At 65.1% G+C, this 26,109-nt stretch carries 26 protein-coding genes; 21 read left to right on the forward strand and 5 right to left on the reverse strand.

Annotation, left to right across the window (positions count from 1 at the left end; translation table 11 throughout):
* Positions 1-14: 14 nt before the first annotated feature.
* Entirely contained in the window at positions 15-794 is a 780-nt protein-coding gene (locus A1D30_RS15625) for a cephalosporin hydroxylase family protein (protein WP_109790965.1), read from the forward strand.
* A 114-nt stretch (positions 795-908) separates the two neighbouring features.
* On the opposite strand, the gene A1D30_RS15630 is transcribed toward A1D30_RS15625, so the two are convergent.
* Positions 909-3,128: an acetylglucosamine transferase gene (locus A1D30_RS15630; RefSeq protein ID WP_063461653.1), complete on the reverse strand. Its 2,220-nt coding sequence runs from the start codon at positions 3,126-3,128 to the stop codon at positions 909-911.
* 122 nt (positions 3,129-3,250) lie between these two features.
* A complete protein-coding gene (locus tag A1D30_RS15635) occupies positions 3,251-4,735 on the reverse strand; it encodes a flagellin (RefSeq protein ID WP_063461654.1) in 1,485 nt (494 codons plus the stop codon).
* 320 nt (positions 4,736-5,055) lie between these two features.
* On the opposite strand from A1D30_RS15635, the gene A1D30_RS15640 reads away from it, so the two are divergent.
* The 4 genes from A1D30_RS15640 to A1D30_RS15655 all read left to right on the forward strand — a co-directional run bounded on the left by A1D30_RS15640 (position 5,056) and on the right by A1D30_RS15655 (position 9,009).
* Entirely contained in the window at positions 5,056-6,543 is a 1,488-nt protein-coding gene (locus A1D30_RS15640; protein ID WP_063461655.1) for a flagellin, read from the forward strand.
* 201 nt (positions 6,544-6,744) lie between these two features.
* The gene (gene fliD / locus A1D30_RS15645) at positions 6,745-8,178 is read left to right on the forward strand and encodes a flagellar filament capping protein FliD (RefSeq protein WP_063461656.1); all 1,434 of its coding nucleotides are present in this window, start codon (positions 6,745-6,747) and stop codon (positions 8,176-8,178) included.
* Positions 8,179-8,247: 69 nt separating this feature from the next.
* Positions 8,248-8,706 carry a flagellar export chaperone FliS gene (gene fliS, locus A1D30_RS15650; RefSeq protein ID WP_063461657.1) on the forward strand — a complete coding sequence of 153 codons (459 nt, stop codon included), beginning with the start codon at positions 8,248-8,250 and terminating at the stop codon, positions 8,704-8,706.
* 3 nt (positions 8,707-8,709) lie between these two features.
* Positions 8,710-9,009: a flagellar protein FliT gene (locus A1D30_RS15655; protein WP_063461658.1), complete on the forward strand. Its 300-nt coding sequence runs from the start codon at positions 8,710-8,712 to the stop codon at positions 9,007-9,009.
* Between the two features lie 268 nt (positions 9,010-9,277).
* Here A1D30_RS15655 and fliE read toward each other — a convergent pair whose 3' ends face one another.
* Positions 9,278-9,589 (reverse strand): flagellar hook-basal body complex protein FliE, encoded by a 312-nt coding sequence (fliE, locus tag A1D30_RS15660; protein ID WP_063461659.1) that lies wholly within the window; start codon positions 9,587-9,589, stop codon positions 9,278-9,280.
* 176 nt (positions 9,590-9,765) lie between these two features.
* Between fliE and fliF the strand changes: the two genes are divergently transcribed.
* The 13 genes from fliF to fliR all read left to right on the forward strand — a co-directional run bounded on the left by fliF (position 9,766) and on the right by fliR (position 21,083).
* Positions 9,766-11,460, forward strand: a complete 1,695-nt coding sequence (gene fliF, locus A1D30_RS15665; RefSeq protein WP_063461660.1) for a flagellar basal-body MS-ring/collar protein FliF — start codon at positions 9,766-9,768, stop codon at positions 11,458-11,460.
* A gap of 24 nt (positions 11,461-11,484) precedes the next feature.
* On the forward strand, positions 11,485-12,480 hold the full coding sequence (fliG, locus tag A1D30_RS15670) for a flagellar motor switch protein FliG (RefSeq protein WP_063461661.1): 996 nt from the start codon (positions 11,485-11,487) through the stop codon (positions 12,478-12,480).
* Positions 12,464-13,201, forward strand: a complete 738-nt coding sequence (locus A1D30_RS15675; RefSeq protein ID WP_063461685.1) for a flagellar assembly protein FliH — start codon at positions 12,464-12,466, stop codon at positions 13,199-13,201. Before fliG ends, A1D30_RS15675 begins: the two co-directional genes overlap by 17 nt.
* Complete coding sequence (gene fliI, locus A1D30_RS15680; RefSeq protein WP_063461662.1) at positions 13,191-14,585, forward strand: flagellar protein export ATPase FliI; 1,395 nt, start codon at positions 13,191-13,193, stop codon at positions 14,583-14,585. Before A1D30_RS15675 ends, fliI begins: the two co-directional genes overlap by 11 nt.
* A 19-nt stretch (positions 14,586-14,604) precedes the next feature.
* Positions 14,605-15,069 (forward strand): flagellar export protein FliJ, encoded by a 465-nt coding sequence (gene fliJ, locus A1D30_RS15685; RefSeq protein ID WP_063461663.1) that lies wholly within the window; start codon positions 14,605-14,607, stop codon positions 15,067-15,069.
* A gap of 2 nt (positions 15,070-15,071) precedes the next feature.
* On the forward strand, positions 15,072-16,424 hold the full coding sequence (locus tag A1D30_RS26465; protein WP_242421914.1) for a flagellar hook-length control protein FliK: 1,353 nt from the start codon (positions 15,072-15,074) through the stop codon (positions 16,422-16,424).
* 362 nt (positions 16,425-16,786) lie between these two features.
* Positions 16,787-17,323: a flagellar basal body-associated FliL family protein gene (locus tag A1D30_RS15695; protein WP_063461664.1), complete on the forward strand. Its 537-nt coding sequence runs from the start codon at positions 16,787-16,789 to the stop codon at positions 17,321-17,323.
* Positions 17,324-17,342: 19 nt separating this feature from the next.
* Positions 17,343-18,347 carry a flagellar motor switch protein FliM gene (gene fliM / locus A1D30_RS15700; protein WP_063461665.1) on the forward strand — a complete coding sequence of 335 codons (1,005 nt, stop codon included), beginning with the start codon at positions 17,343-17,345 and terminating at the stop codon, positions 18,345-18,347.
* Positions 18,337-18,780 (forward strand): flagellar motor switch protein FliN, encoded by a 444-nt coding sequence (fliN, locus tag A1D30_RS15705; protein WP_063461666.1) that lies wholly within the window; start codon positions 18,337-18,339, stop codon positions 18,778-18,780. Before fliM ends, fliN begins: the two co-directional genes overlap by 11 nt.
* 7 nt (positions 18,781-18,787) lie before the next feature.
* Complete coding sequence (locus tag A1D30_RS15710; protein ID WP_063461667.1) at positions 18,788-19,162, forward strand: flagellar biosynthetic protein FliO; 375 nt, start codon at positions 18,788-18,790, stop codon at positions 19,160-19,162.
* Positions 19,155-19,952, forward strand: a complete 798-nt coding sequence (gene fliP / locus A1D30_RS15715) for a flagellar type III secretion system pore protein FliP (RefSeq protein ID WP_242421915.1) — start codon at positions 19,155-19,157, stop codon at positions 19,950-19,952. Before A1D30_RS15710 ends, fliP begins: the two co-directional genes overlap by 8 nt.
* Positions 19,953-19,966: 14 nt before the next feature.
* Positions 19,967-20,236, forward strand: a complete 270-nt coding sequence (gene fliQ / locus A1D30_RS15720; RefSeq protein WP_063461668.1) for a flagellar biosynthesis protein FliQ — start codon at positions 19,967-19,969, stop codon at positions 20,234-20,236.
* Positions 20,237-20,312: 76 nt separating this feature from the next.
* Positions 20,313-21,083 carry a flagellar biosynthetic protein FliR gene (gene fliR / locus A1D30_RS15725; protein ID WP_063461669.1) on the forward strand — a complete coding sequence of 257 codons (771 nt, stop codon included), beginning with the start codon at positions 20,313-20,315 and terminating at the stop codon, positions 21,081-21,083.
* A 17-nt stretch (positions 21,084-21,100) separates the two neighbouring features.
* Here fliR and A1D30_RS15730 read toward each other — a convergent pair whose 3' ends face one another.
* On the reverse strand, positions 21,101-21,730 hold the full coding sequence (locus A1D30_RS15730; protein WP_063461670.1) for a response regulator transcription factor: 630 nt from the start codon (positions 21,728-21,730) through the stop codon (positions 21,101-21,103).
* Positions 21,727-22,836, reverse strand: a complete 1,110-nt coding sequence (locus A1D30_RS15735) for an ATP-binding protein (RefSeq protein WP_063461671.1) — start codon at positions 22,834-22,836, stop codon at positions 21,727-21,729. The genes A1D30_RS15730 and A1D30_RS15735 overlap by 4 nt, the downstream gene beginning before the upstream one ends.
* Positions 22,837-23,021: 185 nt before the next feature.
* On the opposite strand from A1D30_RS15735, the gene A1D30_RS15740 reads away from it, so the two are divergent.
* From A1D30_RS15740 to A1D30_RS15750, 3 genes are read left to right on the forward strand one after another with little or no spacing between them, the layout of a single operon-like run.
* Positions 23,022-23,468: a hypothetical protein gene (locus tag A1D30_RS15740; protein WP_063461672.1), complete on the forward strand. Its 447-nt coding sequence runs from the start codon at positions 23,022-23,024 to the stop codon at positions 23,466-23,468.
* 49 nt (positions 23,469-23,517) lie between these two features.
* Positions 23,518-23,880, forward strand: coding sequence for a response regulator (locus tag A1D30_RS15745; protein WP_015015796.1), 363 nt, complete (start codon positions 23,518-23,520; stop codon positions 23,878-23,880).
* A 40-nt stretch (positions 23,881-23,920) separates the two neighbouring features.
* Positions 23,921-26,056: a chemotaxis protein CheW gene (locus A1D30_RS15750; RefSeq protein ID WP_063461673.1), complete on the forward strand. Its 2,136-nt coding sequence runs from the start codon at positions 23,921-23,923 to the stop codon at positions 26,054-26,056.
* The last annotated feature ends 53 nt before the right edge of the window (positions 26,057-26,109 follow it).

Raw genomic sequence — 26,109 nt, forward strand, 5'->3', positions numbered from 1 at the left:
TTGGAGTACCTGCCATGAACCCCGTTGACCAATTCGCCCAGGAGCGCCGCGACCGCCTCGCGGGCTATGCCCAGGACACCGCCTTCCAGACCCTGTCGCGCGACTGGCTGCAGGCCTCGATGCAGCGGCAGTATGTCTACAACTTCGACTGGATGGGACGGCCCATCATCCAGTACCCGCAGGACATGGTGGCCATGCAGGAGCTGGTGTGGCGCGTGCGGCCAGACCTGATCATCGAGACCGGCATTGCCCACGGCGGCTCGCTGGTGCTCAGCGCCTCGCTGCTGGCGCTGCTGGACATGAGCGACGCCATCGAGGCGGGCACCACGCTCGACCCGCGCACCTCGCGCCGCAAGGTGCTGGGTGTGGACATCGATATCCGCGCACACAATCGCGCCGCCATCGAAGCCCACCCCATGGCCAGCCGCATCGCGATGATCCAGGGCTCGGCCGTGGCGCCCGAGGTGGTGCAGCAGGTGCACGCATTTGCCCAGGGTTACCAGCGTGTGTTGGTGTGCCTGGATTCCATGCACACGCACGACCATGTGCTGGGCGAGCTCGATGCCTATGCGCCGCTGGTCACGCCCGGCAGCTACTGCGTGGTGTTCGACACCTTTGTGGAAGACATGCCACCCAAGTTCTTTGCCGACCGCCCCTGGGACGTGGGCAACAACCCCAAGACGGCGGTGCACCAGTGGCTGGCCGGGCACGCCGAGTTCGAGATCGACGCCGAGATGGAGCAGCGCCTGCAGGTCACAGTGGCGCCACACGGGTTTCTGCGGCGCAAGGGGTGATGGGTGCAGGAAATATAGAAAAAAATGCTGCCTTCCGCGCGGTAGGTTTGCATTTATAGCTATAATTTTTATAGCAAATGACGCAGTGCAGCCCGATAGCTGCACACCAAGGCATCACGCGGCGGGGCTGGCTCCCATGTCCAGGCCCATCGCCTGCGTGGCATGCCGCAAATAGGTCACGGCAAATTCGGTGTGGCCGTGGGCATGTTCCACCTCGGCCAGGCAGGCCAGGGCCACCGGGTCGTTGGGCATGGCGCTGAGCACGGTTTCGGCCAGTTCGGTCACGGCGATCCAGTGGCGGTCCTTGAGGGCCGGGCCCGCGCTGGTGTCTGAGTCGGTGGCGAGTGTGGGCGGCGGGGCGGCCTTGGCCTTGTCCACCAGGTCCTGCAGGCGCTGGTGGGCCTCGTGCAGGCTCACGCGCTGGCCGGGTTTCAGGCCCACGCCGGGCACGGGCGGCTGGGTCCAGGCCTCGGGCAGCTGGGGCAGCCAGTCCTGGATCGCCAGGGCCTGGGCGGCGGGGTCGTCCGGGTGTTCAGCGCGGGCCAGCCACTGCAGCCACATCACGCGGAGGCCTTCGGCAAAGTGGTGGTTGAAGATGTCCTCGCGCATCAGGGCAGAGGCCTCTACCTCGGCGCGCAGCCCCTGCCGCAGGGTGTTCAGCGCCTGTGCGTCGGCCGCCAGGCTGGTGGCGATGCGCACATAGTCCTCGGGCGTCTCGGCCAGCCATTCGGTGCGGCCCAGGTAGGCCAGCAGGCCCACGCCCATGCGGCTCTTGAAGCTTTCGCCCACCATCGACACGATGGGCAGGCCCATCCACAGCACGTCGAAGGTGGTGGTGCCGCCCGTGAGCGGGAAGGGGTCCAGCGCAATGTCGATGCGGTGGTAGGTGAGGTACTGGTTGTCGGTGCGCTGCGCCACCAGGTCCAGCTGTGCCGGGGGCAGGCCCAGGCGCTCGCAGCGCTCTCGGTAGGCCTGCGCAAAATCGGGTCGGTCGAAGTTCTTGCCTTCGATCAGCAGGCGAGACCCTGGCACGGCGGCCAGCACCTGGCCCCACAGGGCCAGCACCTCGTCGGTGAGTTTGCCCAGGTTGTTGCACGAGCCGAAGGTGATGAAACCATTGGCGAGTGCGGGCGCCGGGCGCACCTGGTAGCGCGGCTGGTAGCGCCACAGCGGGTTGCGGCTCATGGGGCGGTAGCACGCAAACAGCGTGGGCAGGCGGTAGAGCTGTTCGGTGTACTGCGCCTCGGCACCGGGCGGGTCGGTGATCTCGTCGGTGAACTTGTAGTCCACGGCCGTGAGCCCGGTGGTGGCCGGGAACCCCAGCCACGACACCTGCACGGGCGCCGCCTTGTGCGCTAGGGCCAGCAGGCCGTTGTTGCCGGTGTGGCCCGCCAGGTCGATCAGGATGTCGATGCCTTCGGCGCGAATGGCCTCGGCCTGGTGCTGGGGGCTGAAGCCTGCCAGGGGCACAAAGTGGTCGGCGTGGCGCTGCACGCGCTCGGTCACATGGTCGTCGCGGGGGAAGAGGTAGAACGCAAACACCTCGAACTGCCGCCGGTCCAGCTGCGCCAGCAGCCCTTCGACAAAGTACATGACCGAATGCACGCGAAAGTCGGGCGAGAGGAAACCGATCTTCAGGCGCTTCCAGGGCGATCCCCGGTGGTCGGCAAAACTCGGCCATTCGGGCTGCAGCGGGGGCTCGAACGTGGCGCCGTACTGCCGTGCGGCGGCCGACAGCTGGGCGGCGTCCACCTCGGGGTCGGCCAGCATGAACAGCAGCTTGTTGGTGTAGTTGCCCGGGTCGTTGGGGCGAAGGCCGATGGCGGTTTCGCAGTCCTTGACCGCCTCGCGCACCTGGCCCAGCTCGCGCCGGTGGATGGAGCTTTGCATGAGCGCAGCCACGCGGTCGTGCAGGGTCTCGGCCAGGGCGGCGGCCTTCTGGCTGGCCTCAAACCCCTTGTCGTGCAGGCTCAGCAGGTAGCAGCACTCGGCCAGCTTGATCCAGCCAATGGCCTGCTGGGGGCGCAGCTCGCACACTTTTTCCAGCAGGGGCAGGGCGTCGATGTTGCGCGCCTGCTCGATCAGCACGTTGGCGTAGTTGACCAGCAGCTCGGCGTCGCCCGGCCAATACACATAGGCTTGTCGGTAGGCCTGGAGCGCTGCATCGAACTCGCGCTGTTTGTTCAGCGAGAAGCCCAGCAGCCGGTGGGCGCTGAGGTGGCGGCCGTTCTTGCGCAGCACCTGGCGGCACAGGCGGGTGAGAAGGGGCCAGTCGGCAGCGGCCAGCGCTGCCTGCAGGCGGGGCGTGTCCTGTTCGGTGTGTTTGGATTGCACGTTGGCGCCGATCTACGAGCAAAAGAGGGCAGGGTGTGGTGGCAGTGTGCCATGTGCAAAGGGGCCCGATGGGCCCCTTTGTCTTGCTGTTCCACTGCGCAGCGGTGGGCCGGGCAGATGGTTTACTTGAGCAGCGACAGCACGCCCTGCGGGATCTGGTTGGCCTGGGCCACCATCGCCGTGCCAGCCTGCTGCAGGATCTGGGCGCGCGACAGGTTGGCGGTTTCGGCCGCGAAGTCGGCGTCCTGGATGCGCGAGCGCGATGCGGACAGGTTTTCGGAGGTGATCTGCAGGCTGGAGATGCTGGTCTCGAAGCGCGATTGCAAGGCGCCCAGCTTGGCGCGCTCGCCATTGATGAAGGCCAGGGCCGAGTCCACGGTTTTCAGCGCGTCAGTGGCGTTGGTGAAGGTGGTCACATCCAGGTTGGCCACGGTGTGCAGCGAGGAGCCCCCGTTGTCCAGCTGGTTGCTGGCCGAGGTCACTGCGAACGACTTTTCGGAGTCCAGCGTGATGTAGCCGCCGGTGTTGATGAATTCCACGTTGGCATCGGCCGCCAGCGTCCGGGTGGTGCCGTTGCTGGCACCTGCCGCGTCATAGCCGGTGACGGTGACCGCGCCCGCATTGGCGTTCACGGTGTCGCCGATCACGATGTTGTTGCCGGTGGCGTTGGTCAGGATGATCTGCGTGCCGTCGGAGTTGAGCGAGGCGTTGATGCCCGTCTTAGCCGATTGTTCATTGATGGCCGACACAGCGGGGGAGAGGCGGTCGGTGCCGGTACCCGCTACCAGCGTGAAGGAAATGGTGCGGGGGTTGGCGACGTTGTCGCCTTCCAGCGTCAGTGAGTACGAGCCCGCTGCCGCCATGCCACCCAGACGAACTTCGGTGCGTGCCGATGCCGTAACGCCCGTAGTGGCTTGTAGGGCGTTGATCTGATCGGCCGTGGCCTTGGCATTGGCGCTGGCTGCGACCGTCAGGGTTCCGGTGCCCAGGTAGCCGCTGATGGCCACCGTACCGGTGGTCACACCGTTGGTGCCAGTGGTGGCCTGGGTGGCCGATGCGCCGATGCCCGAGCCGTTGGACGCGATGTTCTGGTTGTTGCCATAGACATTGGTGCGCAGGTTGGCCGTGGCCGCCACGATGGTCTGGTTGGCGTTGGCGCCCACCTGGAACTGTTGCGTACCGAACGTGCCGTCCAGCAGCTTGGAGCCGTTGAATTCCGTGGTTTGCGAGATGCGGTCCAGTTCGGACACCAGCTGGCCCACTTCCTGTTGCAGGGCTTGGCGGTCGCCGGCGCTGTTGGAGGCGTTGGCCGACTGCACCGCCAGTTCACGCACCCGCTGCAGGATATTGCCCGCCGACCCCATCGCACCTTCAGCCACCTGGGCCAGCGAAATCCCGTCGTTCGCATTGCGAACAGCCTGGTTCAGGCCCCGGATCTGGCTGGTGAAGCGCTCGGAGATCGCCAGGCCAGCCGCATCGTCCTTGGCGCTGTTGATGCGCAGGCCCGACGACAGGCGCTGGATGGCTGAGTTGAGCGACATCTGGCTGGTGCCCAGGTTGCGCTGCGCGGTCAGCGAGCTGATATTGGTATTGATGGTTGCTGCCATGGCGAAACTCCTTAACGTCGCGAGACGGATCTGTTTGCCGGTTCAAGCGCACCCGTCCGGCTGTCAATGAGGGAACGATGGGTGAATTGTGGGGATGCCACTTTTGTGTGTTAGCCCGATAAGCGGCCAAAAAGTCCCACAACTTGTGCGTTTGACCCTCAAGTTTTCCGGCGGCCACCCGAAAACACTTTCAACGGACCATGAGTGGCCCGCCGTTCACCAGACGCCCCAGGCGCTGGGAACCCAGGAGGCCAGCACGGTGCTGGCGCCCCGGCTGGCGGCAACGCCATATTCAGTCAGTTCTTTTCTGGAGATTTGCAATGGCTTCCACCATCAACACCAACGTGGCTTCGCTCACCGCTCAGCGCAATCTGGGCATGAGCCAGACTTCGCTGAACACTTCCATCCAACGCCTGTCGTCGGGTCTGCGCATCAATAGCGCCAAGGACGATGCGGCTGGCTTGGCCATTTCTGAGCGTTTCTCCAGCCAGATCCGCGGCCTGAACCAGGCGGTTCGCAATGCGAACGACGGTATCTCCCTGGCGCAGACGGCTGAAGGCGCCTTGAAGGCCTCCGGCGACATCCTGCAACGTGTGCGTGAACTGGCTGTGCAGTCGGCCAACGCCTCCAACAGCGCTGGCGACCGCCAGGCCCTGCAACAGGAAGTGGGCCAGCTGGTGTCCGAACTGGACCGCATCTCGCAAACCACGGAATTCAACGGCTCCAAGCTGCTGGACGGCACGTTCGGTACGCAACAGTTCCAAGTGGGCGCCAACGCCAACCAGACCATCGTGGCGGCCACCGCCAACCTGCGCACCAGCGTGTACGGCAACAACCAGAACGTGGCCTCCAACGGCTCGGGTATCGGCGCATCGGCCACCCAGGCCACCGCTGGCACCAACGGCGTGACCACGGGCTCCGTGGCCATTGCTGGCTACCTGGGCACCGGCACCCTGACGGTGGCTGTGAGCGCCACGGCCAAGGCCACGGCCGACCAGATCAACGCGCTGAAGGCTGACACCGGCGTGACCGCCACGGCCCGCACCGAAGTGCGCCTGGGTGGCATGGCAGCGGCGGGTTCGTACTCGCTGACGCTGGAAGGCGACAACGTGGGCTCCGCCCGCACCGTGTCCTTCACGCTGACCTCTGCCACCGGCACGGACCGCCTGTCGGCCGCCGTGTCCGCCATCAACGACCAGTCTGCCAAGACCGGTATCAATGCCTCGCTCAGCTCGGACGGTAGCCAGATCATTCTGAGCAACGCCACCGGCAACAACATCGTGGTGGGCGACACCGCCAATGCCAACGCGGCCAACGTGACGGTGACGGGCTACGACGCAGCCGGTGCAGCCAACGGTGCCACGACCACGCTGAGTTCTGCCGCAGCCTCGGTGGAGTTCGTCAACACGGGTGGCTACATCACGCTGGACTCCGAAAAGTCCTTTGCTGTGTCCTCGGCCAGCAACCAGCTGGATGCTGGCGGCTCGGCCCTGCAAACGGTGGCCAACCTGGACGTGACCACGTTCAGCAACGCGACCAACGCGCTGAAGACTGTGGACTCGGCCCTGGCCTTCATCAACGGTGAGCGTGCCAAGCTCGGTGCTTTGCAATCGCGCTTTGAAACCTCGATCAGCAACCTGCAAGTGACGTCGGAAAACCTGTCCTCCTCGCGTTCGCGTATTCTGGACGCCGACTTCGCCGCAGAAACTGCCAACCTGTCGCGCTCGCAGATCCTGCAACAGGCTGGTACGGCGATGGTGGCCCAGGCCAACCAGCTGCCGCAAGGTGTGTTGGCCCTGCTGCGTTAACAAGCGGCGGGCAAGGCAGTCAGGGCGTTGCAGCGCCCTGAAGTGGCCCAGGCGGCGGCAGATTTCTGTCGCCGCCCTTTGGCTTTTTGGAGCAGCGGGTGCCAGGACCGCTGGATAAGACGGGTTTCCTGGCGTGTTTACGGACGTTCTTGATCGCCGTTCGGCGCCATAATTTCCGTTGAACCAGTTCAGGAGGTTGGTATGGCCACGATTTCATCCGTAGGTGTCGGCACAAACGGGCTTGATGTCAAAAACATCATTGCCAAGTTGGTCGAGCTGGAAAAAGAGCCGCTGAACAAGCTCACGGTGCAGGCCGCGACGGTCAAAACCAAGATATCTGCCTTTGGGCAGATCAAATCGCTGGTGTCCACCCTGCAGGACGCCGCCAGCAAGCTGACCAGCGTGACCGGCTGGAACGGGGTCAGCACCACCTCCTCGGATTCCAAATTTGTGTCCGCCACCGCCGTGGGTGGCACCCTGCCCACCACCTTCAGTGTGGAGGTGCAAGGCCTGGCAAAGGCGCAGGCTACCGCGTCGGCGGCCCTGTTGCCTGTGGGCGGTGCGCTGGGCGCCGGGACGCTGCGGCTGGAGCTGGGCAAGTGGAGTGTGGCTCCCTCGTCCTTCACGCCCGGCAGCGGCCAGCCGGTGGACATCACGATCAGCGCGAGTGACAAGCTCTCGGACGTGGCCAGCAAGATCAATGGCTCCAATGCCGGGGTGACCGCCTCGATCCTGTCGGATGCTTCCGGTGAGCGTTTGTTGCTGCGCAGCAAGAGCACCGGCGAGGAGTTCGGCTTCCGGCTGAGCGTGATGGAGGACGGCGACACCGATCCCCAGAGCGCAGGCAACACCGATGCCACGGGCCTGTCGCGCCTGGTCAATGGCACCACGGTCACGCAGGCGGCTGCCGATGCCAAGGCCACGGTCAACGGGATTGCCGTGTCTTCGGCCACCAACACCTTTGCCTCCACGATCTCGGGCGTGACCTTCAAAGCGGAGCAAATCACCACGGCGCCGATCGAAATCACCGTGGGCAAGGACGAGTCGGCCATCAAGTCCAACATCGATGGGTTCGTGAAGGCCTACAACGCCATCAACGAACTGCTGCAGGAGGCGACCAAATACGACGCAAAGACCGGTTCGGCGGGTCTTCTGCAGGGGGACTCGACCGCTGTGGCGCTGCAGAACTCGCTGCGCAACGCGATCCAGTCGATCTCGACCGGTGGCGGGGGCTTTCAGCGCCTGGCAGATGTTGGCATCACGCAGCAGCTGGGCGGTAACCTGGCCGTGGACTCCACCAAGCTGAACAAGGCCCTGACGGAAAAGCCCGACGACGTGAAGAACCTGTTCCGCAATACCGGAGGCGGATCGGCCGATGGCATTGCGGTGCAACTGAAGGCGCTGACCACCAATTTGCTGGCCAACGATGGTTTCTTCAAATCCAAGGACGACACCCTGCAGCTGAGCCTCAAGCGCAATTCCCAGGACCAAACCCGCGTGAACGAAAAGGTTGACGCATTTGAAAAACGCATCACGCGGCGCTATAACGCGCTGGACACCCAGTTGAGCAGCCTGAACGGCCTGAACGCCTATATCTCGCAGCAGGTGGTGGCCTGGAACAAATCGACGGGCTAAATAAACAGAGGCTTCAGTTTTCTTGGCGCTCGCCGATAACTTAAGTAATACCTCGGAAGGATTGTCAGCATGTTCAGCGCCTACAGCCCCCGTGCAGCCAACGCTTACCAGCGCATCAATGTAGAGACCAGCATGCACACGATCGACCAGCACCAGCTGGTCAGCCTGTTGTATGAGGGCGTTCTGAACTCCATCGCCACGGCGCGTGGCGCCATGGCACGGGGCGACGTGCTGGGCAAGGTCAACGCCATCGCCAAGGCGGTGCGCATTCTCGAAGAAGGCCTGAGCACTTCGCTCGACAAGGTGGACGGCGGTGAGCTGGCCGAAAACCTGGGTGCGCTGTACGACTACTGCATGCGCCGTTTGATCCTGGCCAACGCCCGCAACGACGACGCGATGATGCAGGAAGTCATGCGCCTGATCGAGCCCGTGGCCCAGGGCTGGAACGACATCAAGAAATCCGGCGCTGCAGCGGCTTCTGCCGACGCGCCCGCCGCCACTGGCCAGCCCGTGCTGGTGGAGGCATAAACCATGTCCCACATGCTGATTGACTATTACAAGGCGATTGAAGACAGCAGCGCCAAGATGCTGGAGGCTGCCCGGCTCAAGGACTGGGACGGCGTGGTGCGCTACGAAGGCGCCTGTGCCGTATTGATCGAGCAGCTGCGCTTCAAGTCGCAGGAGCACGAGCTGTTGCCCGAGCACCGCCGCGAAAAGACCCGCATCATGCAGCGCATCCTGCGCAACGACGCCCAGATCCGCTGCCTGGCCGAACCCTGGCTGGCACAGTTCGAACACCTGTTCGAAGGGCAGCCCCAGATGATGCACTGAGGCGCGCAACAAGCCCCAAGACAAAGCCGACCCTGTGAGGTCGGCTTTTTTATGGCAAAAATGGGCTTCTCCGCGCTCCCAGTAAGCGCTTTCCGCTATCAAATCAGGAGTATTGCGCGGGCGCTGTGGCTGGGTACGGGCGCGCGCCAATGCCAGGGATGCCAAGCAAGGGCCGCCCCGCAGCGAGGGCATCGTCCCCCTGCCCGCAGCGCGCAGCGTTGCGAGAGCGGGGGGAAGGCGCGCAGCGCCTCAGGGGGGGTGTCCCTGGTTATACCTGCATGTTCATGATGTCGGTATAGGCCTGCACCATGCGGTTGCGCACGTGCAGCGTGGCCTGAAAGCCGATCTGGGCCTTCTGGATGGCCACCATGGTTTCTTCCAGGCTCACGGAGGGGTTTTCCAGCTGAACCTCTCTTTGCAGCTCGGACGAGCGGTTTTGCGCCGCGCTCACCGACTGCAGGGCGCCTTTGAGGGCGCTGGAAAATCCCACTTCGTTACCGGTTTCCTGGGGCGCTGCGGCACGGCGCGCCACGCCTGCGCCCGTCAGCGGGGCGGTAGAGCTTGAGATGCGAAGGTCCATGGCGGTATCCGTAGGGAATGGCGGTATGCTGCGTATCCTAGCCACCGCCCCGGCGCCCATCCCCCTGAAATGATGGTCAAACGGGCGGCTTATCCAGCGAACATGGTGGAGGCGTGACCGAATAATCGACACCACGCCAGGTCTGTTGCCGGACCTGCTTTACTGGAAAAGCAAAGATGTCTGCTGTTGCTGAAGTCCCTCTCAATCCGCTCCCGCCGCCCGCCAGCGCCAGCTGGCTGCAGCGGCTGTCTGCCCTCGACCGGGCGCAGCGCATGCGGCTGGGCGTGGGCGTGGCGCTGCTGGTGGCCGCTGCCGTGGCGGCCATCGTCATGGGGCGCCAGCCAGACTATCGGGTGCTGTTCGCCAATCTGAACGACAAGGACGGTGGCGCCATCGTGGCCCAGCTGTCGCAGATGAACGTGCCCTACAAACATGCCGAAGGCGGCGGCGCCATTCTGATCCCCTCGGACCGCGTGCACGACGTGCGCCTGCGTCTGGCCACCCAGGGCCTGCCCAAGGGCTCGGTGGCCGGTTTCGAATTGATGGAGTCCAGCAAGTTCGGGATGACGCAGTTCCAGGAACGCCTGAACTTCCAGCGCGGCCTGGAGGGCGAGCTGACCCGCTCCATCCAGGCGCTGTCGTCGGTGCAGGGTGCGCGCGTGCACCTGGCGCTACCCAACCAGAACGGGTTCTTTCGCGAGCAGCAAAAGCCCTCGGCCTCGGTGCTGGTGAGCCTGCACCCCGGCCGCATCCTGGACCGCGCCCAGCTGGCGGGCATCGTGCACCTGGTGGCCTCCAGCGTGCCCGAGCTGGCCCCTTCGGCCGTGAGCGTGCTGGATGACACCGGCAAGCTGCTGTCGCAGACCACCGACAGCACCGCCGGTGCCGAGGTGAATGCCCAGCAGCTGCTCTATGTGCAGCAGATCGAGCAGCAGTACACCCGCCGCATCATGGACATTCTGGAGCCCGTGGTGGGCCGCGACAACGTGAAGGCCCAGGTCACGGCCGAGGTGGATTTCACGCAGACGGAATCCACCTCCGAGCAGTTCCGCCCCAACCAGACGCCCGACTCCAGCGCGGTGCGCAGCCAGCAGGTGCTGGAGAGCCGGGGCAGCGCCAGCAAAACCGCCACCGGCGTGCCCGGCGCCGTGGCCAACCAGCCGCCTGCACCGTCGGCCGCCCCCATCAATGGCGCCAACCCCGCACCCAATGCTGGTGGCCAGCAGGGCACCGAGGAGCAGACGAACAAGCGCGAGTCCACCACCAACTACGAAGTGGACAAGACCGTGCGCGTGACGCGAGGCAGCACCGGTGCCGTCAAGCGCCTGAGCGCGGCCGTGGTGGTCAACTACCAGTCTGGTGAAGACAAGGGCAAGCCCATCACCAAGGCGCTCACGCCCGAGCAGGTCGAGCAGATGACAGCCCTGGTGCGCGAGACCATTGGCTTCAACAAGGACCGTGGTGACTCGGTCAACCTCATGAACACGCCGTTCCAGGTGACGGCAGCGCCATCGACCGACGTTCCGCTGTGGAAGCAGCCCGAAGTGATCGACCTGGCCAAGACCTTTGCGTGGCCGGTGGGTGCGGTGCTGTTCGCAGCGCTGGTGCTGCTGGGCCTGGTGCGGCCCGCCCTCAAGGCGCCCGCACCGGCCAAGGCCAGCGCCGCACCGGTGCCTGGTGGCCAGCTCGATGCCCTGGAGGCCGACACGCCCGACCGCCCCGCGCTGCCCGCACCGTCCAAAAAGGACGAAGCGGTGCCCGCGACACCCGAGCAGCTGCGCCTGGAAGACGCCCGCGTGCTCGCCAAGGAGAACCCGGTGGCCGTGGCGAACATTCTCAAGACCTGGCTGAACGGCGACACCGCCGCCTAGCCACAGATTGCACGGACCCCCACCATGGACGACCAAGGCCTTCACGATGCCGCCATCATGCTGATGTCCCTCGGCGAAGAGGAAGCGGCCGAAGTTTTCAAGCATTTCTCACCCAAAGAGGTGCAGAAGCTGGGCGAAACCATTGCGCGCATGCGCTCGGTGTCGCGCGAGAAGGTGGACGAGGTCATCAACAAGTTCTCGAACGCGGCGGCGGCCCAAAGCCTGCTGGTGTCCGATACGGGCAACTACGTGCGGGCGGTGCTCAAGCGCGCCCTGGGAGATGACAAGGCCGGGCTGCTGATCGACCGCATTTTGCAGGGCGGCGATGTCTCGGGCATCGAAAGCCTCAAGTGGATGGACCCGCTGTCGGTGGCCGAGCTGCTGCGCAACGAGCACCCCCAGATCGTCGCGGCGATCCTGGTGCACCTGGACAGCGACCAGGCCTCGGGCATCCTGATGCACCTGACGGACCGCCAGCGCAGCGAAATCCTGCTGCGCGTGGCCACGCTCGAAGGCATCCAGCCCACGGCGCTCAAGGACCTCAACGAAGTGCTCTTCAAGGTGCTGGCGGGCGGCGATAAGATCCGCAAGAGTTCGCTCGGGGGCATCAAGGCGGCCGCAGAAATCATCAACCTGCTGGGCGGCAACATGGACGCCGCGGTGCTCGAATCCATCCGGGGCTACGACCCGGACCTGGCCCAGAAGATCATGGACAAGATGTTCGTGTTCGAGGACGTGCTCAAGCTCGACAACGCCGCCATCCAGTCCGTACTCAAGGAAGTGGCGTCCGAGACCCTCATCGTGGCGCTCAAGGGGGCCGTGCCCGAGCTGCGGGAGAAGTTCCTGTCCAACATGTCCTCGCGTGCGGCCGAGGCGCTGCGCGAAGACCTCGAATCCCGTGGCCCGATGCGGCTGTCCGAAGTGGAAGCGCAGCAGAAGGAAATTCTCAAGACGATCCGGCGCCTGTCCGACGAAGGCCAGATCGTGATCGGAGGCGGCGGTGATGATGCCTTCGTCTAACAACCAGCGGTCGTACTCGCGCTTCATCCCCAGCGAGGAAGTGGGCGACTTCAAGCAGTGGAAGTTCAGCGCGGTGGATGGCTCGGACCTGGTCGAGCCTGCGCCGGAGCCGGTGGCCGAGATCCCCGTCGAGGTCGATGAAGCCGAGCTGCAGGCCCAGCAGGCGCTGCTGCAGCAGCAGGCCTGCGACGATGCCTATGCCGAGGGTTTTGCCCAGGGGCAGGCGCAGACCGCGCTGGAGTGGCAGCGCCGCATGGATGACTACATTGCCCAGCAGGGGCAAGACGCCGCGCAGCGCCTGCAAGCGGTGCTGCAGACCCTGGACGCGAGCCTGATCGACATGCAGCAGCAGATGGCCCAGCAACTGCTGGAGCTGGCGTGCGACATCGCCCGCCAGGTGGTGCGCCAGGAGCTGTCGGTCAACCCCAATGCCTTGCAGCCCGTGGTGCGCGAGGCCGTGGGCATGCTGGTGACCGAGGGGCGGCCCGCCACGGTGCGCCTGAATCCAATCGACATGGACGCGATGGCGCAACCCCTGCGCGAGGAGCTGGATGGACCCGGCGTGCAGTGGATGGCGGACGCCGCCGTGCCTGCGGGCGGCTGCCTGGTGGAATCTGCTGGCACGGTGGTGGATGGCAGCCTGGACAAACGCTGGCAGCGCGCCATTGCGGCCCTGGGCCTGCAGTCGCCCTGGAGCGAAGGAGAAGGCGATGAGCGTTGAGGCGCCTTCTGCCTGGACGCGTTTCATGGACGACGCTCGCGAGCGCGTGGCCGAAGGGGTGCCGCTGGAAACCCGGGGCACGCTCACCCGGCTGACGGGCCTGGTGCTGGAGGCCGTGGGCATCAAGGTGCCGGTGGGCTCGCAATGCATGGTGCAGATGCCGGGCCGCGAGCCGGTGCTGGCCGAGGTGGTGGGTTTCTCTGCCGACCGTGCTTTTTTGATGCCTGCGGGCGACATCCATGGTTTGTCGAGTGGCGCACGGGTGTTCCCGGCCGCGCCCTACATCCCCGTCCCCCGCCTGGGTGAGCCGCCACGGCCGGTGCAGCGCGCCGGTGTGCTGCGCCTGCCCATGGGCGACGGGTTGCTGGGGCGCGTGGTCGATGCCCAGGGCCTGCCGCTGGACCATGGCGGCCCGGTGCAGGACGTGGTGGCCGAGCCCATGGGCCGTCGGCAGATCAATGCCATGGACCGCGACCCGGTCCGCGAGCCGCTCGACACGGGTGTGCGTGCCATCAATGCCCTGTTGACCGTGGGGCGCGGCCAGCGCCTGGGGCTGTTTGCGGGCTCGGGGGTGGGCAAGAGTGTGCTGCTGGGCATGATGGCCCGCTACACCCAGGCCGACGTGATCGTGGTCGGCCTCATCGGCGAGCGGGGCCGCGAGGTCAAGGAGTTTGTGGAAGATATTCTGGGCGCAGAGGGCCGCGCGCGCTCGGTGGTGGTGGCGGCACCGGCCGACGCACCGCCGCTCTTGCGCATGCAGGGCGCTGCGTATGCCACGGCTGTGGCGGAACATTTCCGCGACAAGGGGCAGCATGTGCTGCTGCTCATGGATTCGCTCACCCGCTATGCCATGGCCCAGCGCGAGATCGCGCTGGCCATTGGCGAGCCGCCCGCCACCAAAGGCTATCCACCGTCTTGTTTTGCCAAGCTGCCCGCCCTGGTGGAGCGCAGTGGCAATGGCTTGCACGGCGTGGGCTCCATCACTGCGTTCTACACGGTGCTGTCCGAGGGGGACGACCAGCAGGACCCGATTGCCGATGCGGCACGCGCCATTCTGGACGGGCACATCGTGCTGTCGCGGGCGCTGGCCGAGACGGGGCATTTCCCGGCCATCGACATCGAGCAGTCGGCCTCGCGGGTGATGCACAACGTGGTGTCGCGCGGGCACTTTGATCTGGCGCGCAACTTCCGCGCCGTGTACTCGCGCTACCAGAAGAGCCGCGACCTGGTGCAGGTGGGTGCGTACATGAGCGGCTCGGACCCCGCGCTCGATGAAGCGATCCGCCTGCAGCCGCAGATGGCGGGTTTTTTGCAGCAGGACATGTTCGAGGCTACCTCCATGGACCAGAGCGTGACCGCCATGGCCTCGGTGCTGGACCGTTGATACCCGCCGGTAGTCCACCATGTCCAGCCTGAACTCCCTCTCCGTTGCCGTGGATGTGGCCTCCCGCAAGCGGGACGCCGCACGCAAGGTGCTGCAGGACGCGCTGGCCGCACAGCAGGCGGCGCGTGCGCAGCTTGACCAGCTGGAGGACTACGCCCGCGAAACCGAGTCGCGCTGGGGGATGAAGGCCGACACCGCCATGCAGCCCGAGGTGATGTACCACCACTACCAGTTCATGAACCGTCTGGGGCATGCGGCCAGCATTCAGACGGGCGTGGTGAGCGATCAGGCGGGGCGTGTGGAGAGCGCGCAGCGCGCGTTGCTGGAGGCTGAATTGCGCCTCACCAGCCTGCGCAAGGTGGTGGACAAGCGGCGCCACGACCTGGAGCTGCAGCAAATGCGCAGAGACCAGAAACAGACCGATGAACGGGCCGCGCTGCAGTACCGCACCGCGAGCCAAGGGCCCCAGGGCCAGGAGTATTGACCATGGAACAGGGAAAAGTTTTCTCCGCGCAGGGCGGCACCCATGCGGCCCACGCCACGCGGGCCAAAGCGCCCGCGCAGCAAGGGGCGGAGGCCAGTGACGCGGCGGCGGCAGGCGGGTTTCTGGCACTGCTGGCTGCGCTGGATGAGGTGTCTGTGGACACCGGTCCGCTGGAACTGACAGGGACCGATGCGGGCCCTGCTGACATCGCGGCGGATGCCGTGAAGGGCGAAGCGGATGCGGCGGCCCTGGCGGCCTTTCAGGGCTTGTTTGCCTCCGCCCAGAGCGATGCTGCCGCCACCGGACTGGTGCGGCAGGCCGACGGAACGCTGCGCCCCGATTCCATGGCCAATGGGATGCCGGGGGCGGTGACCCCTGGGGCGCTGGGCGACGTGGCGCTGAACGGCCCGGTGGCCTACGGGGGGTTGCCTCAGGGGCTGGTGGCGGAAACCGCAAAACTCGATACCGCAGCAGATTTCAAGGACGGCACCGTCCAGAGCACGGTGGCCGGGTTCGGCCGCAGCTTTTCGCGCCTGCAGAACACCCAGGCCCAGCGAGCAGGGGGCGCCGGGGGCGCGGAGCTGTCCACGGTGGCGAGCGCCGCCGGGGATGCAACGCAGCGCCTGTCGGTGGCCCAGGGGGTGGCGGCAGCGCTCGCCCAGGCCGCCAGCAATGAGCGTCCGGCTGTGGGGGTGATGGCCGGTGGCGCCACGGTGGAGCGCGGCGTTGGTGCGCCCGCTGCGACAGAGGGAGGCTTTGCTGCGCTGGCCGACGGGTTGTTCGCGAGCGTGGCGGCAGCGCGGGGGGCCGAGTCCTCGGCGGGCGGCCGCCCTGGCGAGGGACCTGCTGGCGGGGGCGCCTGGTCGGATGGCAGTGCGGGCGTGTCCCCCCTGGAGCCAGGCAACACCGACAGCCCTGCCACGTTTGTGGACCCCGGTGCTGCCGGATCAGAAGAACAGGTGGCCGACCAGGTGGCGTACTGGGTCAACCAGAAAACGCAGAACGCGGAGCTGACGCTCAATCGCGATGGCCAGCCCGTCGAGGTTTCCGTGTCCCTGTCGGGCAATGAAGCGCATGTCACGTTCCGCAGCGACCAGGCGCAGACCCGCGAACTGCTCGACCAGAGCATGGCCCAGCTCAGGGAGCTGCTGCGCGGCGAAGGCCTGGTGCTGTCCGGCATGTCGGTGGGGACTTCAGCGCGGGATGGTGCAGGTGCGCAGGGCGGTGATGCGGGGCAGCCCCGTGGCCGCGATGGCGCCCGCCAGGCGCAGGTGCTGTCCAGTGCACCGGTGGGCACCGCATCGCTGGCGCGGGACGGCAGCGGGCCCGACCGCACCGTAGACATCTTCGTCTGACCCGTCCGCGCCCGGTGGAATGGGCGCCGACACCGGCGGGCATCATCTGTGTGCCTTCTCAAGGGGCTGCGGCCTGGGGTGGTCTGCGCCGTTGCCTGTGCGCGCAATCAACCCAGCCCGATTCGCAGCGCACAGTTGCCGCTTGATGCATGCAGAGGTTCTCCATGGCAAGCGGGAGAGCGCGGTGAATGCCATGGTTTTGGGCTTTTATTCTGGCTATTATTGGTTACACCCCCGTCCAATAATGGGCCATCCGGCTTTGCTTGCACTTTGATAGCGCACGCACGGCCTGCTCCCTACCGCAAGGAACATCCATCGTGTCAGCCCCACCACCCGCAGCTGCTCCGGCGAAAAGCAAGAAGATGCTCATCATCATCATTGGCGTCGTTGTGGCGGTGCTGGTGRTCGGCGGGGGCGCGGCGGCGTGGTTCCTGACCCGTTCGCACGGGGACGAGGAGGAGGGCGGCGGTGCCCCGGCTGCCCGCAAAGAGGCGCCCAAGGTGGCCCCCACCTTCCTGCCCATGGAGAACATGGTGGTCAACCTGGCCGACCCCGGCGGCGACCGATTTGCCCAGATTGGCATCACGCTGGAGCTGGAAGACGCCAAAACCGCCGAGCAGGTCAAGCTGTACCTGCCCACCATCCGCAGCGGCATCCTGATGCTGGTGTCCCAGCGCACGTCGGCTGAGTTGCTGGTGCGCGAAGGCAAGGAGAAGCTGGCCGCCGATATCCGCCGCGAAGTCTCCCGCCCCCTGGGGTATTCGGTGCCGACGGAACGTGAGCGTGCACGCGCGGCAGATGCCGAGCAGGACGGAGACGCCGAAGACCGTCCAGCGCGCAAGCGCACCGAGCGCAACCCCGTGCTGCGTGTGCTCTTCTCCAACTTCATCATTCAGTGAACCGGGGCAAGGACCAGCCATGAGTGATTCATTTCTTTCGCAGGAAGAGGTTGATGCCCTTCTGGAAGGGGTCACTGGCGAGAGCCAGAAGTCGGTCGAGGAAGTGGCCGAGGCGGGGTCCGTACGCAACTACGACATCTCCAGCCAGGAACGCATCGTCCGTGGCCGCATGCCGACGATGGAAATCGTCAACGAGCGGTTTGCGCGCAACTTCCGCATCGGGCTGTTCAACTTCATCCGGCGCAGCCCCGAGATTTCGGTCGGCACGGTGTCCGTGCAGCGCTACAGCGCTTTTCTGCGCGAGCTGGCGGTGCCCACCAACTTCAACATCGTGGCGATCCGTCCCCTGCGTGGCAGCGGGCTCATCGTGTGCGAGCCCTCGCTGGTGTTCGGCATCATCGATACGCTGTATGGCGGTGTCGGCAAGTTCCAGACCCGGATCGAAGGGCGTGATTTTTCACCCACCGAGCAGCGCGTCATCAACCGCCTGGTCGATGTGATCTGCACCGAGTACAAGAAAGCCTGGCAGGGCATCTACCCGCTGGAGCTGGAGTACCAGCGCTCGGAAATGCAGCCCCAGTTCGCCAACATCGCCACGCCCAGCGAAATTGTGGTGTCCACGGCCTTCCAGCTGGAAATCGGCGACCTCTCGGGTGCCATCCATGTCTGCATGCCGTATGCCACGCTGGAGCCGATCCGCGATGTGCTGTATTCGTCCACGCAGGGCGATTCCATCGAGGTGGACCGCCGCTGGGTGAACGTGCTCAAGCGCGAAATCCAGTCCGCAGAAGTCACGCTGGTGGCGGAGCTGGCCAAGGCCGACGCCACGGTGGAGCAGTTGCTGGCCATGAAGCCGGGCGACTTCATCGAGCTGGACCGAGAGCCCCGCATCCGGGCATCGATCGGAGGGGTTCCTATTTTTGAATGCCAGTATGGAACCCACAACTCCAAGTACGCCATCCGCATTGAGGAATGCTTGCGTAATTCGGACATGAGCTGGCTGGGAGAGAAAGATGGCAACTGAAGAAGACAACAAGGACGCAGGCGCAGAAGACCCGTTTGCGGGCTGGGCCGAGGCGCTGGAAGAGCAAAAACGCACCGACGACAAGCCTGCGGATGCAGAGCAGGGCGGCCCGCTGTCCGGCGAGCCCGTGCGGCCGTTTTCCGGCTCTGCAGGTCCGGATGGAACCGTCAACGACATCAACATGGTGCTGGACATTCCGGTCCAGCTGTCGGTGGAGCTGGGGCGCACCAAGGTGCCCATCAAGTACATCCTCCAGCTGGCGCAAGGCTCGGTGGTGGAGCTGGATGCGCTGGCGGGCGAGCCCATGGACGTGCTGGTCAACGGCTACCTCATCGCCCAGGGCGAGGTGGTGGTGGTGAACGACAAGTTCGGTATCCGCCTTACCGACGTGGTGACCCCGTCCGAACGCCTGCGCCGGGTCAGCCGTGGATAGTGGGAGCATGACCCAGACCCTGCTTATCGTGGTGCTCTTTGTGGGCGCCATGGCGGCGCTGCCCTGGCTGGTGCGGCGCCTGCAGCAGCGCCATGCGGGCGGCGCCCTGGCTGCGGGGGCAGCATCGCGTGTGGTGTCTGCGGTGGCGGTCGGGCCGCAGCAGCGGGTGGTGACGGTCGAGGTCGGCCCCGAGCATGCGCGCACCTGGCTCGTGCTGGGCGTGACGGCCCAGCAGGTGAGTTGCCTGCATGTGCTGCCGGTGTCGCCCGCGCCATCGCCAGCGACAGCGACAGTCGGTGTGGGCGCGGTGGCTGAGGTGCCCTCGTTTGCGCAGCAGATGGCTGCTGTGGCCGGTGTGCCGGAAAAGGCAAGCCATGGCTGACAGACTGCCCATGCCCGCCCCGGCCAAGGGACGGAGCGCCGGTCACCGCTGGCTGCTGGCTGCCTTTGTCGGACTGCTGACGCTGGCCGTGCAAGGCCCCGCTTTCGCGCAGGCGGCTGGCAGCCTGCCCCTGGTGGTGGGCAGCGGTCCCTCGGGCACCAGCTACTCGGTGCCCATCCAGACTTTGCTGTTCTTCACGGCGCTGTCTTTTTTGCCTGCTGTGCTGCTCATGATGACGGGCTTCACCCGCATCGTGATCGTGTTGTCCCTGCTGCGCCAGGCGCTGGGCACGCAGTCTGCGCCGCCCAACCAGGTCATCATCGGCTTGTCGCTGTTCCTGACCTTCTTTGTGATGGGCCCCACCCTGGACCGTGTGTACCAGGAGGCGTATGTGCCCTACACCAACAACACCATCACGTTCGAGCAGGCGCTGGACAAGGCCGAGGCGCCCATGCGCGGCTTCATGCTCAAGCAGACGCGGCAGTCTGACTTTGCGCTGTTCTCGCGGCTCGCCCGCCTGGACCCGAATGTGACGGCAGAGACCGCGCCGATGCGGGTGCTGGTACCGGCGTTTGTCACCAGCGAGCTGAAGTCGGCGTTCCAGATCGGCTTCATGATCTTCATCCCCTTCCTGGTGATCGACATGGTGGTGTCGAGCATCCTGATGTCCCTGGGCATGATGATGCTGTCCCCGGTGCTGGTGGCCTTGCCGTTCAAGCTCATGCTGTTTGTGCTGGCCGACGGCTGGAACCTGCTGATCGGCTCCCTGGCTGCCAGTTTTGTAACCTGAGGGAGGAGCGTGCGATGACTCCACAAGTGGTATTGACCATCGGGCGCGACGCCCTGACGCTGCTGCTGATGATCTCCATGCCGGTGCTCGGGGTGGTCATGGCGGTGGGGCTGATCGTGAGCATCTTCCAGGCGGTCACGCAGATCCACGAAGCCACCCTGGCCTTTGTCCCCAAGCTGATCGCCGCGATGGTGGTGTTTGCCATCGCCGGGCCGTGGATGCTCAGCACGCTGGTGGACTTCATCCGCCGAACCATCGAGTCGATTCCGTCGATGATTGGCTAGTTTTTTGATAAAAATTGGCCTTCTGCGCGCGACCATCAAGCGCTATATGCTATGTTTTGTATAGCAAACTGATGCCATGATCACTTTCAGCGAAGCGCAGATCATGGCCTGGCTCTCGCCCATCCTGTGGCCCTTTCTGCGGGTCCTGGCCCTGTTCTCCGTAGCCCCGGTGTTCTCCATGCGCGTGATCCCCATGCGCGTGAAGATCGGGTTGGCCTTCCTGGTCGCACTGTGTGCCCAGGGGGTGCTGGGGGACCAGCCGGTCATCAGCGTCAACGGCCGTGAGGCCCTGGGGGCGGTGGCGCAGCAGGTGGCTGTGGGGCTGGCCATCGGGTTCTCGGTGCGGCTGGTGTTTGCGGCGGTGGAGCTGGCCGGGGAAATCATCGGATTGCAGATGGGGCTGAATTTCGCCTCCTTCTTCGATCCCTCATCCAACGCGCAGATCAGTGCCGTGGCCCGTTTTTTTGGCCACATGGCCATGCTGCTGTTTGTGGTCATCAACGGCCACCTGCTGATCCTGATGGCGGTGGTCAAGAGTTTTGATCGCTTTCCGGTCAACGGCAACTTCCTGCAGTCGCTGGCGCAGATGCGGCTGCACGAGCTGGGTGCGTCGCTTTTCTCCAGCGCACTCTGGATTGCCCTGCCCATGATTGCGCTGCTGCTGTTCGTCAACCTCACGATGGGCATCATCTCCCGCGTGGCGCCGCAGATGAACATCTATGCGGTGGGTTTCCCCGTCACGCTCACGGTGGGCATGCTGGGCATTGCCGCCACCCTGCCCATGCTGGAACAGCCCGTGCTGGCGCTGATGCAGCAGGCGGTGGACTTGTTTGCCGCGCAGCGGTAGGGCGCGGGCCGAAGCCTTCAGACCAGCTGGTTGCGAATGGCGTAGACGGTGAGTTCGGCGTTGTTGGACAGCTTGAGCTTTTCCAGCACGCGGGATCGGTACACGCTCACGGTCTTGGGGCTCAGCATCAGCTCCTCCGCAATGTCCGACAGCCGCCGCCCGGAGGCGATCTTGATCAGCGTCTGCAGCTCCCGCTCGGACAGCGTGGTGTGCAGGGCTTCAGGGGTGGGCTGGGCCAGGCTGTCCGCCAGCATCTGGGCCACTTCCGCCGTCAGGTATTTGCGTCCCTGCATCACCGTGCGCACGGCGGCAATCAGCTCGACCGGGTCCCCCGCCTTGTTGGCATAGCCCTGCGCACCCGCCTTGAGGCAGCGCAGCGCGTACTGGTCTTCGGGGTACATGGACACCACCAGCACCTTGATGGCGGAATGGGTCTCTCGCAGGCTGGTGAGCACCTCCAGCCCACTGCGGCCCGGCATGTTCAGGTCCAGCAGCAGCACATCACAGGCGGCGGTGCGCAAAACCTCGCGCAGCTCGGAGTAGCCCCCCGCTTCGCCGGTGACCTGGATATCGGTCGCTTCGGTCAGGGTGTCGCGTATCCCGCGCCGCAAAACGGCGTGGTCGTCGCACAGGACCACATGAATCACGTCGCATCTCCTGGGGCTGTTGGTGGGGCCGATGGTAGCGGGATGGACAGGATGACCGATGTGCCCTGGCCCGGCCGGCTGCTGATGTCCAGCCAGCCGCCCACGGTGCGCGCCCTTTCCTGCAGGCCCTTGAGGCCGAAGGCCTTGGGCTTGTCCCGCATCTCCGGTGCAATGCCCCGGCCGTTGTCGGCCACTTCGAGGGTCAGCACGCCTTCCTTGTCAGACAGTTCGATGTCCACCTTGCTGGGCTGGGCGTGTTTGGAGATGTTGGTCAGGGCTTCCTGGGCGGTGCGGTAGGCCACGAGCTGGATGTCTGCAGGCGTGTCGATGCTGTCGCTGCTGCTCTGAACGCGGGTGGGCACCCCCGTGCGCCGCTCAAAACCCGCCGCCAGCCATTGCACGGCCGCCACCAGGCCTTGCTCCAGGATGGGGGGGCGCAGGTTCATCATGATGCGCTGGCTGGCGCCGATGGCATGCTGCAGCATGTCGGCGGCGGAGTTTGCATGCTCCTGCATGGCCGGGTCGGTGCTGTGGCGGCCGATCCAGGCCACATCAAAACGCACGGCCGTGAGTGCGCCGCCAATGTCGTCGTGGATTTCGCGCGCAATCGAGGCGCGCTCCTGCTCGATGGAGGTTTGCAGGTGTTCCGCCAGCTCCGCGAGCCTGCGCTCGGAGCGGGCCAGCTCGGCCATGGCGTGTTCGCGCATGCGCCGGGCCTCGTGCACCTCCAGTGCGCGCGCGATCACGTGGGGCAGGCGCTGGATGTCGTCCTTGAGCAGGTAGTCGGCCACGCCCAGGCGCATGGCGTCTACCGCCGCCGCCTCGCCGATGGCGCCTGAGAGAAGGACAAATGGCGGATGCTGAGGCTTTTGCGCCACATGTGCCCACGCATCCAGTGCCGTGAAGCCGGGCAGGCGGTAATCTGCCAGGATGATGTCGAACGCCCCGGAGTCGGTGAGGCGCTGGAATTCAGAGAGAGTGTCTACCTGGTGCAACTGGCACTGGAGCCCTGACCGCCGCAGCGTTCTGGCTGCAAGTTCATGGTCAGCCAGTGAATCTTCAAGATGCAGGATTTCAAGGGTCTGGTCTGGTGTTGCAGTGACCATAGGAGCGCTATCATAGGATACAAATTGGAACAAACAAGGGTGTTTGTCCCGTTGGGGTGGTTTCGGCGTCGGCGTCCAATGGGCGCGGATGCTACGGTGTGCACAAAGCCCGGAAGTCTTTGAGGCATGTATCGTAGTCCCGTGTTTTTGCGTGCTTTGCTGCTACGTGCTGCGATGGAGAAACGATGCAATCTACGCTAACAACGCCTGGAGGGCCTGCAGTCCAGGTACCCGTCATGGTGGCGGCGGAACTGCAGGACTCCTTGTTGGTGGTGATGCACGACCTGCACCGCCTGGAAGGGCTGTTGAACCACGCGACAGACAATCTGCTGGAGCGTTTTGGCGAGGCCAACGCGATGCTGACGGACGCAGTGGTCTCGGATTCTCCCGAACTGGTGGCCGCTCGCGCTGCGCTGCGCAGTGCCGTGACCGAGTTGCAGTTCCAGGACATGGCCTCCCAACTGATCTGGCACACCACCAAGGTGCTGCAGGGGTGTGCCTTCCGCCTGGCCTCGGAAGCCATGGGCCATGAAGACGGCGAGGATGCCGCGCCCTTTGCAGAAATGGCACCCGACAGGCCAAACCCTGTTACGCAGAGCGAGATGGATGCAGGTTCCGTGGACCTGTTTTGACCTTCACATCATTGGTTAGCCTATATATTCAAGTCAGTTGGAGCCATACATGCAATCGATCCTTGCCGTAGATGATTCACCTTCCATGCGGAAAATGGTGTCGTTCACCCTCACGGGCGCCGGCTATCACGTCGTGGAGGCAGTGGATGGGCAAGACGCCCTCGAAAAAGCCGAGACGCACAACATCGATCTGGTGCTGGCAGACCAGAACATGCCCCGGCTCGATGGCATTGGCCTGACCCGCAAGCTGCGCGAGCACCCCAAGTTCAAGACCATCCCCATCCTGATCCTGACGACGGAGTCGAGCGACCAGATGAAGCAGGCCGGGCGCACCGCCGGTGCGACGGGCTGGCTGGTGAAGCCTTTCGATCCCAATCGTTTGATCGAAGTCATCCAGAAGGTGATCCGCTGAGCCGGGTTGACTGAGACCATCAAGTACACAGGAGCCCACCATGGCGGAAAGCTACCAAGAAGGATCGGGTGCAGGCGCTGACTTCGACCTGAGCCAGTTCTATCAGATATTTTTCGAGGAAGCGGGCGAGAACCTCGACCAGATGGAGCAGATGCTCCTGGACCTGGATCTGAGCAGTGCCAATGACGAAGAACTCAATGGCATCTTCCGCTGCGCGCATTCGATCAAGGGCGGCTCTGCCACCTTCGGGTTCTCTGACGTCGCCGAGCTGACCCACCAGATGGAGTCGCTGCTGGACCGCCTGCGCCGCCACGAGCTGCAGCCGATCCCACAAATGGTGGACGTGCTGCTGGAGTCCGCCGATGCATCGCGCAGCCTCCTGGCCCGGCACCAGGCGGGTGGCCAGGGAGAGGCGGTGTCCACCACCTCCCTGGTTCGCCGCATCAGCGACCTGGCCGCAGGCCTGGTGCCCAGCGATGCCCCTGCTGCCGCAGCACCTCCACCGCCTCCAACAGCAGCCGCTGCGCCCGCACCTGCTCCCAAGGTTGCCGCCCCTGCCGTGGCCGGACAGGCGCGCCAGCTTGAAATCCAGATCGGCCCCCTGGAGCGGCCGGAACAGGCAGACGCCATCAAGGAGCTGTTCCGCGACATTCCTGGTCTCGGTGCCATCCGCGACCTGACTGCCACCGAACCCAATACGCGCCTCTTCGGGGTGGAGACCAATTCCACCAACGACGATCTGCTGGACCTGTTTGCCTTCCATGTGTCCAAGGAGCAAGTGCTTATTCGGGACGCTGGTGCCGCAGCGGGCGAGCCTGACGCGGAACCGGTGGACGACGAAGCCACGATGGCAGTGGACACATCCGGTGGCGAGACGCCCTATGGCTTCTTTAGTGGTGCACCCGGGGCTCCCAACGAGTCCTCGCAGGCCGCCACACAAGCCGCCCCTGCCCAGGCTGCAAAGGCGACCGCTCCCAAGGCGGAGCCCAAGGCAGCCGCGCAGGCGCAGATGGAGTCCACGACCATCCGGGTGGACGTCAAGAAGGTCGATCAGCTCATCAACCTGGTGGGCGAACTGGTGATCACGCAGGCGATGCTGGCGCAAAACAGCCGTGGGCTGGATGCCGGTGCCTACCAACAGCTGCTGGCGGGCCTCGCCGATCTCGACCGCAACACCCGGGACCTGCAAGAGTCGGTGATGTCGATCCGCATGATCCCGATGTCCATCGTCTTCAGCCGCTTCCCGCGCATGCTGCGGGACTTGGCCAACAAGCTGGGCAAGAAGGTGGAGCTGGTCACCCTGGGTGAAGCCACCGAGTTGGACAAGGGCCTGGTCGAAAAGATCACCGACCCGCTGACCCACCTCGTGCGCAACAGCTGCGACCATGGCATCGAGATGCCCGCAGACCGTCTGGCCAAGGGCAAGTCCGAGCACGGCACCATCACGCTGTCGGCCTCGCACCAAGGTGGCTCGATCGTGATCGAGGTGCGTGACGATGGCCGGGGCCTTTCGCGCGACAAGATTCTGAGCAAGGCCCAGGAGCGGGGCATCGAAGTGTCCGAGCAGATGAGCGATGCCGAGGTGTGGCAACTGATCTTCGCCCCGGGGTTCTCCACAGCGGATGAGGTCACGGATGTGTCCGGGCGCGGTGTGGGCATGGACGTGGTCAAGCGCAACATCGCGGCGCTCAACGGGTCGGTGGAGATCGACTCGGCCGAAGGCTACGGCATGAAGGTGTCTGTGCGCCTGCCGCTGACGCTGGCCATCATGGACGGTATGTCGGTGGGGGTGGGCGAAGAGGTGTACATCCTGCCGCTGTCTTCTGTGGTCGAGTCGTTCCAGGTCAATGCCGACGACGTGAGCACGGTGGCGCAGGGCTCGCAGCTGGTGAAGGTGCGCGACGAATACATGCCCGTGATCGCGCTGGAGAAAATTTTCCAGGTCCCCCGTTTCGACCTCAACAAGTCCAGCAACATCATGGTGGTGGTCGAGGCGGACGGCAGCCGTGTGGCGCTGCTGGTCGATGAACTGCTGGGGCAGCACCAGGTGGTGGTCAAGAACCTGGAGTCGAACTACCGCAAGGTGCCCAACGTGTCGGGCGCCACCATCCTGGGCGATGGCACGGTGGCCTTGATTCTGGACACGGGCGGCCTGGTGCGCCGGGCGCGCCACTGAGGATTCAGGCGCCCCGGTCCGTCAGGGCCTGGGCGCTGTCATGAAAGGAGAAT

The sequence above is a fragment of the Acidovorax sp. GW101-3H11 genome (assembly GCF_001633105.1).
Classification (GTDB): Bacteria; Pseudomonadota; Gammaproteobacteria; order Burkholderiales; family Burkholderiaceae_C; genus Acidovorax.